The organism is Streptomyces sp. NPDC048002 (genome assembly GCF_040653275.1).
In the GTDB taxonomy this organism is placed as follows: Bacteria; Actinomycetota; Actinomycetes; order Streptomycetales; family Streptomycetaceae; genus Streptomyces.
Genome location: NZ_JBEZNL010000013.1, coordinates 124,269 through 138,085, shown reverse-complemented (window position 1 = coordinate 138,085; position 13,817 = coordinate 124,269). Strand labels below are relative to the sequence as shown.

Annotated in this window: 16 protein-coding genes; 10 read left to right on the top strand and 6 right to left on the bottom strand. The window is 72.8% G+C overall.

Features of this window, described 5'->3' with window-relative positions:
* The first annotated feature begins 46 nt into the window (after positions 1-46).
* The 5 genes from AB0E07_RS18750 to AB0E07_RS18730 all read left to right on the top strand — a co-directional run bounded on the left by AB0E07_RS18750 (position 47) and on the right by AB0E07_RS18730 (position 5,612).
* Positions 47-1,108, top strand: coding sequence for a MoxR family ATPase (locus AB0E07_RS18750; protein ID WP_362252741.1), 1,062 nt, complete (start codon positions 47-49; stop codon positions 1,106-1,108).
* On the top strand, positions 1,105-2,895 hold the full coding sequence (locus tag AB0E07_RS18745; RefSeq protein ID WP_362252738.1) for a hypothetical protein: 1,791 nt from the start codon (positions 1,105-1,107) through the stop codon (positions 2,893-2,895). Before AB0E07_RS18750 ends, AB0E07_RS18745 begins: the two co-directional genes overlap by 4 nt.
* Positions 2,896-2,956: 61 nt before the next feature.
* Positions 2,957-3,382: an OsmC family protein gene (locus AB0E07_RS18740; RefSeq protein ID WP_362252735.1), complete on the top strand. Its 426-nt coding sequence runs from the start codon at positions 2,957-2,959 to the stop codon at positions 3,380-3,382.
* A 100-nt stretch (positions 3,383-3,482) separates the two neighbouring features.
* Entirely contained in the window at positions 3,483-4,856 is a 1,374-nt protein-coding gene (locus AB0E07_RS18735; RefSeq protein WP_362252732.1) for a CorA family divalent cation transporter, read from the top strand.
* A 6-nt stretch (positions 4,857-4,862) separates the two neighbouring features.
* Positions 4,863-5,612, top strand: a complete 750-nt coding sequence (locus tag AB0E07_RS18730; protein ID WP_362252728.1) for a glycerophosphodiester phosphodiesterase family protein — start codon at positions 4,863-4,865, stop codon at positions 5,610-5,612.
* A gap of 13 nt (positions 5,613-5,625) precedes the next feature.
* On the opposite strand, the gene narJ is transcribed toward AB0E07_RS18730, so the two are convergent.
* From narJ to AB0E07_RS18715, 3 genes are all read right to left on the bottom strand, one after another.
* Positions 5,626-6,120 carry a nitrate reductase molybdenum cofactor assembly chaperone gene (narJ, locus tag AB0E07_RS18725; protein WP_362252724.1) on the bottom strand — a complete coding sequence of 165 codons (495 nt, stop codon included), beginning with the start codon at positions 6,118-6,120 and terminating at the stop codon, positions 5,626-5,628.
* Positions 6,120-6,332, bottom strand: a complete 213-nt coding sequence (locus AB0E07_RS18720) for a hypothetical protein (protein ID WP_362252721.1) — start codon at positions 6,330-6,332, stop codon at positions 6,120-6,122. Before AB0E07_RS18720 ends, narJ begins: the two co-directional genes overlap by 1 nt.
* Before the next feature lie 78 nt (positions 6,333-6,410).
* Complete coding sequence (locus AB0E07_RS18715) at positions 6,411-7,274, bottom strand: helix-turn-helix transcriptional regulator (protein ID WP_362252718.1); 864 nt, start codon at positions 7,272-7,274, stop codon at positions 6,411-6,413.
* A 234-nt stretch (positions 7,275-7,508) separates the two neighbouring features.
* Between AB0E07_RS18715 and AB0E07_RS18710 the strand changes: the two genes are divergently transcribed.
* Entirely contained in the window at positions 7,509-7,934 is a 426-nt protein-coding gene (locus AB0E07_RS18710) for a hypothetical protein (protein WP_362252715.1), read from the top strand.
* Here AB0E07_RS18710 and AB0E07_RS18705 read toward each other — a convergent pair.
* Positions 7,916-8,728: a helix-turn-helix transcriptional regulator gene (locus AB0E07_RS18705; protein ID WP_362252712.1), complete on the bottom strand. Its 813-nt coding sequence runs from the start codon at positions 8,726-8,728 to the stop codon at positions 7,916-7,918. The genes AB0E07_RS18710 and AB0E07_RS18705 overlap by 19 nt on opposite strands.
* Positions 8,729-8,845: 117 nt before the next feature.
* Here AB0E07_RS18705 and AB0E07_RS18700 point away from each other — a divergent pair, with 117 nt between their 5' ends.
* Complete coding sequence (locus tag AB0E07_RS18700) at positions 8,846-9,151, top strand: 4a-hydroxytetrahydrobiopterin dehydratase (RefSeq protein ID WP_362252709.1); 306 nt, start codon at positions 8,846-8,848, stop codon at positions 9,149-9,151.
* Positions 9,152-9,158: 7 nt separating this feature from the next.
* Entirely contained in the window at positions 9,159-9,902 is a 744-nt protein-coding gene (locus tag AB0E07_RS18695) for a class I SAM-dependent methyltransferase (protein WP_362252706.1), read from the top strand.
* Here the strand turns inward: AB0E07_RS18695 and AB0E07_RS18690 are convergent.
* Complete coding sequence (locus AB0E07_RS18690) at positions 9,889-10,347, bottom strand: hypothetical protein (protein ID WP_362252703.1); 459 nt, start codon at positions 10,345-10,347, stop codon at positions 9,889-9,891. The two genes, AB0E07_RS18695 and AB0E07_RS18690, sit on opposite strands and share 14 nt — an antisense overlap.
* On the bottom strand, positions 10,344-10,823 hold the full coding sequence (locus AB0E07_RS18685) for a hypothetical protein (protein ID WP_362252700.1): 480 nt from the start codon (positions 10,821-10,823) through the stop codon (positions 10,344-10,346). The genes AB0E07_RS18690 and AB0E07_RS18685 overlap by 4 nt, the downstream gene beginning before the upstream one ends.
* 39 nt (positions 10,824-10,862) lie before the next feature.
* Here AB0E07_RS18685 and AB0E07_RS18680 point away from each other — a divergent pair, with 39 nt between their 5' ends.
* Entirely contained in the window at positions 10,863-11,801 is a 939-nt protein-coding gene (locus AB0E07_RS18680) for a YafY family protein (RefSeq protein WP_362252697.1), read from the top strand.
* Positions 11,802-11,908: 107 nt separating this feature from the next.
* A complete protein-coding gene (locus AB0E07_RS18675; protein WP_362252860.1) occupies positions 11,909-13,747 on the top strand; it encodes a rhamnogalacturonan lyase in 1,839 nt (612 codons plus the stop codon).
* Positions 13,748-13,817: the final 70 nt, after the last annotated feature.

Sequence of the window (13,817 nt, the reverse complement as noted above, 5' to 3'; positions counted from 1 at the left end):
CCGCGAGAGCGGCGCCGGTTCAGGCGCAAAAAGAGGGAGCCCTGCCTTGCAGGCCGCTGTCACCGTCACCCCCGCCCGTCTGCCCGAACTGCTCCTGGGCCTGGCCACCGTCCGGCCGGTCTTCGTCTGGGGTGCCCCCGGCATCGGGAAGTCCTCCCTGGTGCGGGACTTCGCCGAGTCGCTCGGCCTGGAGTGCGTCAGCCTGCTCGGCACCCAGCTCGCCCCCGAGGACCTGATCGGCGTGCCGCAGATCCGCGACGGGCGGTCGGTGTTCTGCCCGCCGGAGACCATCGCCCGCGACGAGCCGTACTGCCTCTTCCTCGACGAACTCAACGCGGCCACGCCCGACGTGCAGAAGGCGTTCTACTCGCTGATCCTGGACCGCCGGATCGGCTCCTACGAGCTGCCCGCCGGGTCGATCGTCATCGGGGCCGGCAACCGCGCCACCGACAACGCCCTCGCCCGGCCCATCGGCTCCGCGCTGGTCAACCGGCTCACCCATGTGCACCTGGAGGCGTCCCCCAAGGACTGGCTGGTCTGGGCGGGCGGCAACGACATCCACCCCTGGGTGGTGGACCACCTCTCCGACCGGCCCGACCACCTGTGGTCCAAGCCGCCCAAGACCGAGGAGCCGTTCTCCACGCCCCGCTCCTGGCACATGCTCTCCGACGCCCTGCACTCCTTCGGGGCCGGCCTGGACGAGGAGACCCTGAAGGTCCTCGCACACGGCACGCTGACGCCCGCCCACGCGACCGCGTTCTGCGGCTACGTCAAGATCGTCCGCAGCCGGTTCGGCATCGAGGCCATCATCAAGGGCGACGCCCGCTGGCCGAGCGGCCCGGCCGACCGCGACCTGCTCTACTACCTCGCCGACTCCTTCCGCGGCCGCCTGGTCAAGGAACTGCCCGCCAGCAAGGAGCACATGTCGGCGAACGGCCGCCAGACCGCGTACCGGGCCAAGTCGCTGCTGGTGCAGCTCGCGGAGGTCTCCGTCGAGGTCGCCCGGACCGTGATCGCCTCCGACGCCGACGGCAACCCCGTCCTGCCCTCCTGGTTCCTCGTCGAGGCGGCCCGGGACATGCCGCGCCTGGTGGAGGCGCGCCGGTGAGCCGGAACCGGCCGAAGAAGCGGGACCTCGCGGCCGAGGCGTTCGCCGAGGGCCTGCGGCTGGTGAAGGCCAACCCGGCCCTGGCGGCTGTGGAGTTCGACGTCTGCCGCCAGGAGAGCTGCCAACTCGCCCCGCGCGAGGGCCTGGTGCGCGTCGACTCCGCCGCCACCCTGCACATCCACCCCGACCGGACCGCCGACCCGGCCGCCTGGGCGTGGGCCCTCGCGCACGCCGTCCTCCACCTCGGCTTCGGCCACGTCCCCGCGGCCAAGGGCGCCCGCACGCAGCCCGACGCCTGCGAACTGGCCGCCCGCTGCGTCGTCGTCAACCGCTTCCTGCTCGGCTTCCCCATCGGCCGGACCCCGGAGGACCTGCCCGCCGCCTACCCCGACGGCGACGAGGAGCAGCTCGCCGCGCGCTGGCGGCGCGACGGCGTCCCCGCCCCCTACGCGCGCTGCGGCACCGCGGGCGACGCCCCCGACCTGCTGCTGGAGGAGTGGCACGGCTGGTACGGACAGCCGCCCGACCACCAGCTCGCGTTCGCCACCGCCCTCACCCGGACGGTGTCGGCGGCGATGGACATGGCGGCCGGCCACCGGGACAGCCTGACCGGCGAAGCCGCCCCCACGCGCCCCTGGCAGCGCGCCCTGGCCTGGTTCATCGCCTCCTACCCGCTGCTCGCGGGCATCGCGGCCGGCGTCGAACTGGTCGCGGACGCCGAACTCGCCCGCGCGCACGGCATCTCGGTCGCCGCCGTCAACGCCGAGGCGGGCGAGATCTACGTCAACCCGCTGGTCTCCCTCGACGACGAGGAGTGGCGGTTCGTCCTCGCCCACGAGATGCTGCACGCCGCCCTGCGCCACGGCGACCGCCGCGGCACCCGCGACCCCTACCTGTTCAACATCGCCTGCGACTACGTCGTCAACGGCTGGCTGAACGAGATGGACGTCGGCACCATGCCCGAGGGCCTGCTGCACGACCCCCGGCTCGCGGGCCTGTCCGCCGAGGAGGTCTACGACCGCATCGCCGGCGACCTGCGCCGGATGCGGCGCCTGGCCACCCTGCGCGGCAAGGGCGTGGGCGACATCCTCGGCGCCCCGCTGCGCCCGCCCGGCGACTACGTCGACCTCGACGAGTTCTACCGGCGAGGCCTCCACCAGGGCCTGGACCTGCACCAGCGGCAGGAACGCGGCTTCCTGCCCGGCGGACTGGTCGAGGAGATCCGCGCGCTCAGCCATCCGCCGCTGCCCTGGGACGCCCGACTGGCCCGTTGGTTCGACGAGTTCGTGCCCCGGCCGGAACCCGTGCGCACTTACGCCCGCCCGGCCCGCCGGCAGGCGTCCACCCCCGACATCCCGCGCGCGGGACGGTACTTCCCGCCCGAGGAGGTCGCCCGCTGCACCTTCGGCGTCGTGCTGGACACCTCCGCCTCCATGGACCGGGTGCTGCTCGGCAAGGCGCTCGGCGCCATCGCCTCCTACGCCGAGGCCCGGGACGTACCGGCGGCGCGGGTGGTGTTCTGCGACACGGCCCCGCACGACGCGGGCTACGTACCGGTCACCGAGATCGCCGGACGGGTCCGGGTGCACGGCCGCGGCGGCACGGTGCTCCAGCCGGGCATCGACCTGCTGCACCGCGCCGACGACTTCCCACCGGGCGCGCCGGTGCTGGTGATCACCGACGGCTGGTGCGACGCCCTGCGGGTCCGGCGCGAGCACGCCTACCTGGTCCCGCGGGGAGCGCGGCTGCCGTTCAGCCCGCGTGGGCCGGTCTTCCGGGTGAGTTGAGGCGGAGTGTGATCGGATGTCCCCGTAACCCCGCAGCCGGGACCACCCGAAAGGAATCACCGTGGCCACCACGCGCTCCGCACACACCGTCTGGGAAGGCAACCTGCTTGAGGGCAGCGGCACCGTCACCTTCGACTCCTCCGGCATCGGCGAGCAGGCGGTGTCCTGGCCGTCGCGCGCCGAGGAGGCGAACGGCAAGACCAGCCCTGAGGAGCTGATCGCCGCCGCCCACTCCAGCTGCTTCTCCATGGCGCTCTCGCACGGTCTGGCCGGCGCCGGCACCCCGCCCACCAAGCTCGTCACCTCGGCGGACGTCACCTTCCAGCCGGGTGAGGGCATCACCGGCATCCACCTGACCGTGGAGGGTGAGGTGCCCGGTCTCGACGAGAGCGGCTTCGTCGCCGCCGCCGAGAACGCCAAGGCCAACTGCCCGGTCAGCCAGGCCCTCAAGGCCGTTCCGATCACCCTGGACGCGAAGCTCGCCTGAGCTTCGTGGATCATGGCTCGCGCAGGTCGCCCACCCCGGGCGGCCTGCGCGAGGTCGGTTCGGGGTAGGACACGGACGCCGATGACTCGGAGGGAACGCGATGGTCACGGGAACCACCGGCAGCGCGCCGGTGCTCGACTCCGCCGCTCGGGAACGCACCCGAATACTGCTGCTGTTCAGTCTGGGCTGCCGGGTCCGACCGCCCGGTGACGCCACCGAAGGACTGGTCGACCGCTTCCACTTCGGCCGCTTCGAGCCCCATCTGACCTCCGGCGGCGCCGTGTTGCCGGTACCGGTGCTGACCGAGCGCCCGGACCCCGCGGACCTGCGGCTGCCCGACGGCGACCACGGGCTGGCCCTCTCCGCCGTCGGCCTCCTCGTCGTCGCCACCCCGCGCGGTGACGCCACCCTGCTGCTGGACTGCGAGTTCGAGGGCGACACCGACGGGTCCGACGTCGCCTCCTGGCTGGCCACCACCTGCTTCGACCGGGACCGCCTGTACCTGGGCGACCGCCCGCTGCTGGCCGCGGTCGGCGAACGTCTGGGCCTGGACCAACCCCTCACCTTCGGTCTGAACGTGCACCAACTCGTCTTCCCCGGCGGCCGGTTACGCGAGGAGCTGCTCACCCACGACGACGGGCCGCGCCAGGCGGCCCAGCTGAACGGGATCATCTACCGGGGCAAGATGCCGGCCGCCGAGCGCCTCGCCGTCAGCGTGCCGCCCAACCTCAGGAACCACGGCATCACGCTCACCGCGCACGGCCGCGGTGTCTCCGTGCAGGCGGGCTGGGCGCCGCACGTGGAGAACGGCCTGGCCGTGGTCGCCCTCGGCATGATCTCGGCGCTGGCCGTGCTCCAGCGCACCCGGCTCGTCGCCTTCACGATGATGAAGGAGAACGAGCAGGCCCTCACCGACTCGCCCTCCGAGGTCCGCACCCTCATCTCCCGGCTCTCGGACGGCGTCAACGAGCTCCAACTCGACCTGGCCTTCGGGGTGGAGGCGTACGTCGACAGCCTGCTGATCCCGGAGATGCTCACCGAGGGCTTCCAGTCCTCGCTGCGCGACACCCTCGGCATCCGCGACAGCCTGGACAACTCCGCCCGCATGGTGGAGCGGCTCACCTCCGTCATCAACGCCCGCTCGGCCGCCCTGGACGCGGCCCTCGCCGAACGGGACGAACGCCAGAACCGGATCGTCTCCGCGCTGGTCGCCGCCGCCACCCTCATCGCCCTGCCGCCGACGCTGCTGCTCGCGTTCTTCGGCGTCAACGCCACCAACGTGGACGGCGGCCGCTCCATCCTCGACCTCGGCCGGTACGGCACCGCGTACGCCCTGGCCTGGCTGCCCTTCGTCGTCCTGACCGCCGTCGGGTACCTGCTGCTGCGGAGGGTCGGCCGCCGGCCGGGCACCCTGCTGTCCGCGAACGACCCGCCCGCCCCGGTGCCCGCGCCCCGTACCCCATCAGGGAGTTGACCGACCATGCCGCGACGACCCGCCGTCTCCGCCCACCGGGGCGGTTCCGAACAAGCCGGTGCCGCCACCTGGGAGGCGTACGAGGACGCACTGCTCAGCGGCGCCGAGTACGTCGAGTTCGACATCCGGCGGACGGCGGACGGGGTGTTCGTCGTCTACCACGACGCCCGCGCCGAGCACACCGGTCCGCCGCTGTCGACGATCACCCACGCCGAGCTGAGCGAGCGGGCCGGGTACCCGGTGCCGGTCGTGGACGAGGTCATGGCGCTGATCGCGGGCAAGCTCGTCGGCCACCTCGACCTCAAGGAGACCGGCCACGAGCGGGAGGTGATCGACCGGGCCGTCGTCCTGCTCGGCGCGGACGGGTTCGTCGCCACCACCCTGGAGGACCGTTCCGTCGCGGCGATCTCCCGCGACTTCCCCGGGGTGCGCACGGCCCTGTCGCTCGGACGGGACCGCAGGGAGATCGGCTGGGCCCGGCTGCCCGGGACCCGGCTCAGCGAACTGCTGCCCATGCGCCGGGTCCGGGCCTGCGGCGCCGACGGGGTCGCGGTCAACCAGCAGCTCGCCCGGGCGAGCGTGCTGCGGGAGGCCACCCGCCACGGTCTGTTCACCATGGTCTGGACCGTCAACGACGACGCCCTGATGCGCACCTTTCTCGACCATCCCCGGGTCGACGTCCTGATCACCGACCGGCCCCGGCGCGCCGTGGCGTTGCGCGGCGAGCCGCGCGAGCCGGAGCGGGTGACCGGCTGAGTCAGCGTCGTGGTCATCGGCCTGCCCCGGCGGGCGCGGGCGGCAGCGTGGCGCACACGGCGTCCAGTACGCAGGCGTACGGGGTGCCGACCTCGGTGAGGCGGGACCGCAGTCGCTCCAGGGCACCCCGGTGCTCGACCAGCAGTCCGGTGTCGCCGGTGCGGGCCGTGAACTCCAGCACCGCGGGCAGGAAGTCGGGCAGTTCCTCGCCGCTGAACTCCAGTCCGTGCGTCCGGTAGACGTCCTTGAAGCGGATCAGGGACGTGCCGCGGCGCCGGGTGTCCGTGTCCTGCCACCAGCTCAGGTACAGACTGTGCCCGGTCTTGAGGTCGAAGATCCGTACATAGTGAGCCTCCAGCTCACCGGCGTCGGTGACCGCCGCGTGGTCGGTGAACTCCCGTAGTTGAGGCGCGGCTTCGCGCAGCAGGGGCAGCCGGGCGCGGAAGTCGTCGTCGGGGTGGGTCAGGCAGAGCGCCGCCGCCTGGTAGAGCACTGCGTCCGAGGGCATCAGGTCTCCTCCGCGTCGTCCGTGGTCCGGCGTCCGCGCGGGGCGTGGAAATTCTCCACCGACACCGGCGGCAGCCGTCCCACGCCGTACCGGGCGGGCAGCAGGACGTACACCGTCGTCACCGGCGGCCCGTCCGGTCCGGCCGGCCCGCCGAGGCGGGTGGCGGGGACGCCCCGGCGCGGCTCGGTGGGCGGAGTCCGGGTGTCCGTCACATGCGCTCCCTTGCTGGCCCGTGGTCCCGAACCTAGGCCGGAGCCGGGGAGCGCACCCGCTGACGGCGCCCGTACGGGTCAGAAGTCCGCGCGGCGGTCCCGCAGGAGCTCGCGGGTGCGGGCGGCGGAGGCGGCACTGGTGGACATGTGGTCCAGGACCTCCAGGTGGGCCGCGACCTCCGTGCGGGAGTCCAGGTACAGGGCGCCGGTCAGATACTCGGTGAAGACCATGTCCGGCAGTTCGGGCTCGCCGAACCGGAACAGGGTGAACGGCGCGTACGTCCCCGGGTGGGGGCCGCGGGCGAACTCCGCGATCTGGAGGGTGATCCGCTCCTGCTCGGCGATGTCGAGGAGCCGGTCGAGCTGACCGCGCATCACCGCGTTGCGGTCGCTCACCGGGCGCCGCAGTACCGTCTCGTCCATGATCACCCACAGATGCGGGCGGTCCGGCCGCTCCAGCAGTCGCTGGCGTTCCATGCGCAGGGACACATGGCGCTCGATGCTCTCCGGGCCGTTCTGCCCGATCGTCCCCGCCTCCAGCACCGCCCGCGCGTATTCCTCCGTCTGCAACAGGCCCGGGACGAAGTGCGGTTCGTAGGAGCGGATCATCCGCGCGGCGCCCTCAAGGCTCACGTAAAGGCTGAACCAGTCCGGCAGCACGTCGTGGTAGCGCTGCCACCAGCCCGGCTGGTTGGCCTCCTCGGCCAGCGAGACGAAGGCCGTCGCCTCCTCCGCGGGCACCCCGTAGGTGTCCAGCAGCACCTGCACATAGGGGATCTTCAGGGAGACCTCGGCCATCTCCATCCGCCGTACCGTCGCCGAGGCCACGCGCAGGACCTTCGCGGCCTCCTCGCGCTTGAGCCCGGCCGCCTCCCGCAGTTCCTGCAACCGTTTGCCGAGCACCACCTGGCCCACGGTCGGCGCAGGCCGCCGCTCACTCACGCCACGCCCTCCCCTACGCGCCGAAGTACGCGTGCAGTCTGCCACGTTCCGCTTCCGGGCTCACCTGTTCGAGGGTGAGGCGCTCGCCACTGTCCGTGGCCGCCATGACCCGGGAGGTAATCGACCAGGTCGGGGCGGGGGCGCGATGCTCGGGTCACCGGGTTCCGGGTCGGCGCACTCCGACCCGGCCCCGGGTTCCGCTGCCGTACATCCGACCCGACGGAGGGTGTTCCCATGTCCGCGACCCACCTCACCGCGCTCGCCCGGACCTCCGACCCGCGGACCGCGCTGCGCCGGTTCCTCGTCCTGGACGCCGTGGTGACCGGCGCCAACGCCCTGGCCTACCTGGCCGCCTCCGGCCCCCTGGGCCGGCTGTTCGGGGCCGACTCGGCCCTCCTGCTCGCGCTCGGTGCCTTCCTCGCGCTCTACGCGGGCGCCGTCGCCCTGCTCGCCGCCCGGCCCCGGCCCGCCGCGCTCGGCGTGCGGATCGTGATCGAGGCCAACTTCGCCTGGGCCGGCCTGAGTCTGCTGGCGCCGGCCGTGTGGCTGACGCCGACCGTGACCGGCGCGGTGTGGACCGTGCTCCAGGCGCTCACCGTCGCCGGGTTCGCCGCCCTTCAGCACCTGGCGCTGAAAGCCCGTCAGGGAAGCATGGACTGAAGGTACTTGACCGTCGCCGGGTCGGCCGGGAGCAGTGTCTCGATGGCCAGCTCGGCCACGGTCACGTCCATCGGGGTGTTGAAGGTGGAGATCGAGGAGACGAAGGACAGCGTCCGGCCCGCGTGTTCGATCAGCAGCGGCAGGGCGAAGTACGCCACCGGCTCCCCGGGTTCCCGGTCCGTGCCCTCGGCGTTCTCCGTCTCGGGCACCGGGTACGCCGACACCTCCTCGTACAGCGCGCGCAGCGGTTCGGAGCGGTGCAGGGCGATCTGCCGCTGCATCTGCTCCAGCAGATGGCCGCGCCACTCGCGCAGGTTGCGGATGCGCGGCGCGAGTCCCTCCGGGTGCAGGGTCAGCCGCATCGCGTTCAGCGGGGGCGCCAGCAGACGCTCGGGGATCCCGTCGAGCAGCATCAGGATGCCCCGGTTGGCGGCGAGGACGTTGTAGGTCGCGTCCACCACGATCGCCGGGTAGGGCTCGTAGCCCTGGATGAGCCGCTCCATGCCGGTGCGCACCGCGTCCAGCGCCGGGTCGTCCAGCGGGGTCTCCGCGTAGTGCGGGGCGTAACCGGCGGCCAGGAGAAGGGCGTTGCGCTCCCTGACCGGAACGTCCAGATGCTCGGCGAGCCGCAGCACCATCTCCTCGCTGGGCCGGGAGCGGCCCGTCTCGATGAAGCTGATGTGCCGGGCCGAGGAGTCGGCGCGCAGGGCCAGCTCCAGCTGACTGACCCGGCGCCGGGTCCGCCAGGCGCGCAGCAGGGGGCCGACGCCGCGGTCGGCGGAGGTCACGGTCATACGACGACCGTAGACGAAGAGGCGGCACGCGCGGGAAAGCCCCCGTGTGACCAGCGCCTCGACGGGCCCGGTGTGGCACGCTGAGAGGGAGTCCGCAGCCACCCCGAGGAGCCGCGCATGGCCGCAGAACCGCTGTCGCAGAAGGAGATCGAGGACCGCCTCGCGGAACTGCCGGGCTGGTCGCTCGACGGGGACCGCATCGCCCGGGTCTACCGGCTCCCCTCCCACTTCGCGGCCGCCGCGCTGGTGGTCCATGTCGCCCGGGTCCAGGACGAACTCGACCACCATTCCGACCTCACGCTCGGCTACCACACGGTCTCCCTGACCGTGAACACCCACAGCGCGGGCGGCGCGGTCACCGAGAAGGACTTCGAGCTGGCCCGCCGGGTGGAGGGTGTCGCCGCGGGACACGGGGCCGAGTGAGGGCCACGTGCTCGACTACGACAAGGAAGCCGCCGCCTACGACGCCCTGCGCGGCGGTGAGCCCCGGGCGGCGGCGGCCGCCGCCGCCGTCCTCGGGCTGATCCCGGCCGGTGCCCGCCGCCTGCTCGACGTGGCCTGCGGCACCGGCATCGTCACCCGAAGGCTCGCCGAGGCCCGGCCCGGCCTGCGGGTGACCGGCGCCGATCTGACCGTCGGTATGGCCCGGATGGCCGCCGAGCGGCTGCCCGGCGCGGTGGTGCTGGCGGACAGCCGCCGGCTGCCCTTCCCCGACGGCACCTTCGACGCGGTCACCAGTGTGTGGCTGCTGCACCTGCTGGACCGCGGGGACGACATGGGCGCCGTGGTCGCCGAGTGCGCCCGGGTGCTGCGGCCGGGCGGGGTCTATGTGACCACGGTCGACAAGGCCGCCTCCCACGACGTGGGCAGCGACATCGACGCGGTGCTGGAGCCGCGCCCCCGCCGGGCGGCACCGGACGCGGCGGCCCTGGTCGAGGCCCGCGCCACCGCGCACGGCCTGCGCCCGGCGGGCAGCGCCGCCTTCACCGGCCTCGGGCAGGGGCGCAGCCCTCGCGGTGCCGCCGCCGACCTGCGGCGCGGCTGGTTCACCCAGCTGCCGCCCGGCACCCCCGTCGCGGAGCGCTTCGCCGCCGGTCTTGAGGCGCTGCCCGACCCCGAGCGCCGCCGCCCCGACCCCGTGTTCCATCTGAGGGCCTTCGTCAGGCCCGGGTGAAGTCCATGACCCAGTTGGTCAGCCAGCTCGCCCCGTCGTCGGTGGAGAAGGCCTGTTCCCAGCGGGCCGTGGTCGCGGAGATCCCCGACCACACGAACCGGACCGACACGTCCGCGCCGTCATGGCTGTCGACGCCGCGGAACTCCCCGCGGCCGCCCTCGAAACCCCCCGTGACCGGCGGGAACAGCCTGCCGCTGCTGCTCGCGGCCCAGTTCAGGGACCACTGCCGGCTCTCCACGTCGAACAGCCGCAGGGTCAGCCCCCGGTAGCCGAGATGCGGCATGTCGATCTCGTCGACGTTCGCCGCGCCGTCGAACAGCGGCCAACAGCGCGTGGTGCTCCCGAACTCCTCCCAGGCGCTGTCCGCGTCGAGGAAGGCGGTGCGGCGGCGGTGGCGGACCTGCCACCGGCCGTGCAGGAAGTCGAAGTCGTGCGCGGTGCTCATCGGCGGTCTCCGGTGGTTCCCTCGGGCAGGGAGTCGGCCACGTAGGCCTCCAGGTCGGGGAGGTCGGGCGCCAGCATGTGCCTAACCCAGGCGTCCCGTTCGTGCTGGATCGGCGGCAGCTCCCAGACACAGCCGATCCAGGGCAGGCCGGGCGCGACGAAGTGCGCCGGATCGCGGTCCGGGCAGCCGAGCACCGGCTGGCCCGCCGCCGCGCCCCGGAAGTGCAGCACGTTGTCCCACACCCAGCTGTAGGCGTTGAGGTAGGCGCCGTCGTCACCGCCGCGGTGCAGGACGACGAAGGTCGCCGCGGGCGTGCCGTCGGGCTCCGGCAGCAGCTCGGGCAGGAACGCGTACGCCGCCTTCTCGACCTCCGGGGCGATGCCGTCCGGGTCGGCGGTGACGTGGTAGCGCTTGATCCGGCGGCCCGCCACCTCGATGGGCGGCGGCACGGTCAGCAGTTTCTCCGTGAAGGGCATGGCGTGACGTTAGGACGGCTTCACTGACATCCTGTGTCAGTGAAGTCCAGCCGTCTCGTCTCGATCCTCCTGCTCCTCCAGACCCGGGGCCGGATGACCGCCGCCCAGCTCGCCGAGGAGCTGGAGGTGTCGGTGCGCACGGTCTACCGGGACGTCGAGGCGCTCGGCGCGGCCGGAGTGCCCCTGTACGGGGACGCGGGGCACGCCGGCGGCTACCGGCTCCTCGACGGCTACCGCACCCGGCTCACCGGACTGACCGCCGACGAGGCCGAGGCGCTGTTCCTCGCGGGGGTGCCGGGGCCCGCCGCCGAACTGGGCCTCGGTCCGCTGCTCGCCGCCGCCGAGCTGAAGGTGCGGGCGGCGCTCCCGGCGCGGGCCGACCGGATCAGCGCCCGCTTCCACCTCGACGCGCCCGGCTGGTACGCCGACGCCGACGCGACCCCGTTCCTCCCGGCGGTCGCCGACGCCGTCTGGAACAGCCGGGTCCTGACCGTGCGGTACCGCCGGTGGCGCGAGCCGACCGACGTGGAGCGCCGGCTCGAACCGTACGGGCTGGTCCTCAAGGCGGGCCGCTGGTACGTCGTCGCGGGGCCGGGACCGCGCACCTTCCGCGTCGACCAGATCCTCGAACTGCTCTCCCTGGGCGAGGAGTTCACCCGTCCCGCGGACTTCGACCTGGTCGCCCACTGGACGGCGTACCAGCGGGACTTCCACGCCCGTCTGCACCGCGGCGAGGCGGTGGTCCGGCTGGCACCGGGGCGGACCCTGCCCCGGGCCCGCACCCTCACCACCGAACCGGACGGCTGGACCCGGGCCGTCGTCCCCATCGAGTCCGTCGGCCACGCGCACGGGGAGTTCCTGCGCCTGGGCGCGGACGTCGAGGTGCTCCAGCCGGCCGAGCTGCGCGTGATGATCGCCGGGACCGTCCGCGAACTGGCCGAGAAGTACGGCAACTTCACGCACGACAGCGGCCACTGAGAGGTAACGGAACTCGTCCGTCCTCCCAGGAGGTACGTCTCGTGAAGCACCCGCACCCGCACCCGCGCCCGAACCCGCACCGCCACCGGCACCGCAGAAACCGGGTCGTGCTGTCCGCGCTCGGCGCGACCGCCGCCCTCGTCGCCGCCGGACTGACCGCGCTGAGCGGCGCGGGCACCGCCGAGGCCGCCACCGCCCGCCAGGTCGAGGCCCTCGACCGGGGACTGGTCAGCGTGTACACCGGCAGCGGCAACCTGGTCAGCTGGCGCTGGCTCGGCACCGACCCCGACAGCGTCTCCTTCAACGTCTACCGCGCCGGTACGAAGGTCAACCCGACGCCCGTCACCGGCTCGACCAACTACTTCCACTCCGGCGCCCCCGCCACCGCCGACTACACGGTCCGCGCGGTCGTGAACGGCGTGGAGCAGGGCGACTCCGTCCACGCGGTGCAGTTCCGCTCCGGATACAAGGACGTCCCCATCTCCCCGCCCGCCGGGGGCAGCACCCCGGACGGGGTGGCCTACACCTACGAGGCCAACGACGCCTCCGTCGGGGACCTCGACGGCGACGGCGCCCTCGACCTGGTGCTGAAGTGGCAGCCCACCAACGCCAAGGACAACTCCCAGTCCGGCTACACCGGCAACACGATCGTCGACGGCGTCAAGCTCGACGGCACCCGGCTGTGGCGCATCGACCTGGGCCGCAACATCCGCTCCGGCGCCCACTACACGCAGTTCCAGGTCTACGACTACGACGGCGACGGCAAGGCGGAGGTCGCCATGAAGACCGCCGACGCCACCGTCGACGGCACCGGCACGGTCATCGGCAGCTCCTCGGCCGACCACCGCAACTCCAGCGGCTATGTGCTGTCCGGCCCGGAGTACCTGACCATGTTCAACGGGCAGACGGGCCGGGCGATGGGCACCGTCGACTACGTCCCGGCCCGCGGCACGGTGTCCTCCTGGGGCGACTCCTACGGCAACCGGGTCGACCGCTTCCTCGCCGGCACGGCCTACCTGGACGGCTCCCGCCCCTCGCTGATCATGGCGCGCGGCTACTACACCCGGACCGTGATCGCGGCCTGGGACTGGCGCGGCGGTGCCTTCACCCGGCGCTGGACCTTCGACACCAACTCCTCCACCAACTCCGGCAAGGGGTACGACGGTCAGGGCTCGCACAGCCTGTCCGTCGGTGACGTCGACAACGACGGCAAGGACGAGATCGTCTACGGTTCGATGGCCGTCGACGACAACGGCAACGGCCTGTGGACCGCGAAGACCGGCCACGGCGACGCCCAGCACCTCGCCGACCTCGACCCGTCGAGCGCGGGTCTGGAGTACTTCAAGGTCTCCGAGTCCAGCTCGCAGCCGGCGGAGCTGTACATCGACCCGGCCAACGGGGCCGTCCGTTGGAAGCTCGCCGCCTGCTGCGACAACGGCCGGGGGGTCGCCGGTGACGTGTACGCCGGGAACGACGGCGCTGAGGTCTGGTCGGCCTCGGACACGTCGATCCGGGACGAGGCCGGCGCCACCAAGGGCCGCGAGCCCTCGTCGGTCAACTTCCTGTCCTGGTGGGACGGCGACACCGTCCGGGAACTCCTGGACGGCACGCGGATCGACAAGTACGGCACCTCCTCGGACACCCGGCTGCTGACCGCCGCCTCGGTCCACTCCAACAACGGGACCAAGGCGACCCCGTCGCTCTCCGGGGACATCCTCGGCGACTGGCGCGAGGAGGTCGTCTGGCCGACGACCGACAACACTGCCCTGCGGATCTACTCGACCCCGTACGAGACCACCACCAGGATCACCACCCTGCTCCACGACACGATGTACCGCACCGGTCTGGCCTGGCAGAACACCGCCTACAACCAGCCCCCGCACCCGAGCTTCTTCCTCGGCGACGGCATGGCGACGGCCCCGCGCCCGACCGTGTACACACCCTGACCGACTCGGAGGCGCGGCTTTCGGTCACGCATCTATCCCGTGGCCGATTTCTGGTGCATCGTTGATCGCG

Coding starts and splice junctions, on each gene's coding strand:
- AB0E07_RS18735 (WP_362252732.1), top strand. CDS start 3,483: ATGGTCACGGGAACCACCGGCAGCGCGCCGGTGCTCGACTCCGCCGCT.
- AB0E07_RS18700 (WP_362252709.1), top strand. CDS start 8,846: ATGGCCGCAGAACCGCTGTCGCAGAAGGAGATCGAGGACCGCCTCGCG.
- AB0E07_RS18690 (WP_362252703.1), bottom strand. CDS start 10,347: ATGAGCACCGCGCACGACTTCGACTTCCTGCACGGCCGGTGGCAGGTC.
- AB0E07_RS18705 (WP_362252712.1), bottom strand. CDS start 8,728: ATGACCGTGACCTCCGCCGACCGCGGCGTCGGCCCCCTGCTGCGCGCC.
- AB0E07_RS18685 (WP_362252700.1), bottom strand. CDS start 10,823: ATGCCCTTCACGGAGAAACTGCTGACCGTGCCGCCGCCCATCGAGGTG.
- AB0E07_RS18730 (WP_362252728.1), top strand. CDS start 4,863: ATGCCGCGACGACCCGCCGTCTCCGCCCACCGGGGCGGTTCCGAACAA.
- narJ (WP_362252724.1), bottom strand. CDS start 6,120: ATGCCCTCGGACGCAGTGCTCTACCAGGCGGCGGCGCTCTGCCTGACC.
- AB0E07_RS18710 (WP_362252715.1), top strand. CDS start 7,509: ATGTCCGCGACCCACCTCACCGCGCTCGCCCGGACCTCCGACCCGCGG.